Consider the following 1695-nt stretch of genomic DNA (forward strand, 5'->3'; position numbering starts at 1 on the left):
ACCTTGACAAATAGCAGACCGCTTTTGCGGTCTGTTTATTTTCCGCTGGCTTTTTGCGGCTTTCTAATGTTTTCGGGCAACATATCTGACCATGGCAGAAGTTCTGCAAGAAAATCTATGTTTTTGTCATCTACATGTTTGGGAATCTCCGTAAGCAGATATTCGAAATAATCGAAAGGTTTCAGGTTATTCGCCTTTGCAGTTTCTGCGATACTGTAGATGATCGCTGAACTATTGGCTCCATTGACCGTATCAATCATCTCCCAGTTTTTCTTCCCTATACAGAATCCACGGATCGCACGTTCGCTGGCATTGTTGTCTATTGGAACATCCCCATCTTCCAGAAAAACTTTCAGGTAGCTTTCCTGGTTCAGTGCATATGTAAATGCTTCCCGTATTTTACCGTTCTTTGGAATCTTAGGTTCATTCTGTTTCAGGTACGCAAAGAAAGCATCCACCAGTGGTTTTACCACAAGCTGACGCTGCATGAGCCTGTCTTCCGTAGAAAAATCAGACAGTTTTCCCTCTTCCCGGTAAATGGCCTGTATCTGTTTCATGATCAGATGCAGGATTGATTCCTTTCGGTGTGCTTTTGGTATCACTTCCAGTGCATCGTTAAACCTGCGCCTGCAGTGAACCCAGCAGCCTGCAATCTTCAGATTTTCACGCTCCTTTTCCAATGTATGATATACCTGGTACCCATCCGTAACACAGATCCCGGTGTAATCCCTCAGGAATTCCCGGGGATGGGATGCATTACGCGTTTTCTGGTATTCATAAAGGATGATCTGACGATCCCGGTACATAAAGCCGGACCGGTACACCCACATGTAACTCTGGCTGCCGGCAGGACGCCCGTCCTTATTTACAAGTACAGGAGTCTCATCTGCCTGTATCACATGATAATCATACAGAAGTTTATGCAGATAATCATACATGGTTCCCAGATATTCTTCCCCAAGACGGATCATCCAGTTCGCCATGTTCTGTCTGGTAATGGCAAGCCCGTACCTTTCGAATTCTTTTTCAAGACGGTAGAGAGGTACCGCATTTACATACTTACCATTTATGACTGCCGCAGCAAGGGACGGGGATACAAGGCTTCCATGAAGCAGATTTCTGGGATGGGGTGCCTTTATCATGTGTTCATCCAGTTTACTGGAATAAACGCCGATATGATGTTCCTCTATCACGACACTGGCCGGAATGAACTGATAACATCGGGAAATGGCATCCGGAAGCTGTTTCCATCCGTTTTCACCAAACTCAGCCGTCAGTTCTTCCTCTTTCAGATAGTGATCAATACGTTTTACTGTCAGCCCTGCTATATCAGCCGCTTTTTTCCCTGGCTGTTTTTTCTTTTTGGGTGCTTTCAATTCCAGGTCATCAGGTTCCGGTGCATCCAGGTCGCAGACTGCCTCTGCTTCATTAAAGAATACGATAGTCCCGTCTACTTCCATGAAACGTATCTGTTCAGAATCCGCCATTTTTTCGCTGGATCTGCCAAAACGGTTCTTCTGGAAAAGGACCATCTGTTCCATCATCAGCTGCATCCTGTCATTTAAGGCCTGCGTTTGCCTGGACAATTCTTCCATCTGTCCCTGCATCCCAAGAAAAAGCTCTATCAGCAGATCCTTATCAAACTTATTCAGTTGTTCTTTTGTGTACTTGATCGTCATAACCGGAACTCCTGTC

Annotated in this window: 1 protein-coding gene; it reads right to left on the minus strand. The window is 45.3% G+C overall.

Translation table 11 applies throughout. From position 1 onward, the window contains the following. Nucleotides 1–35: 35 nt before the first annotated feature. Nucleotides 36–1679, minus strand: a complete 1644-nt coding sequence (gene tnpC / locus DW642_RS15650) for an IS66 family transposase (RefSeq protein WP_117511022.1) — start codon at nt 1677–1679, stop codon at nt 36–38. Nucleotides 1680–1695 lie beyond the last annotated feature (16 nt).

Source organism: Blautia sp. AM23-13AC (genome assembly GCF_003435675.1).
GTDB classification, from domain to species: Bacteria; Bacillota; Clostridia; order Lachnospirales; family Lachnospiraceae; genus Fusicatenibacter; species Fusicatenibacter saccharivorans.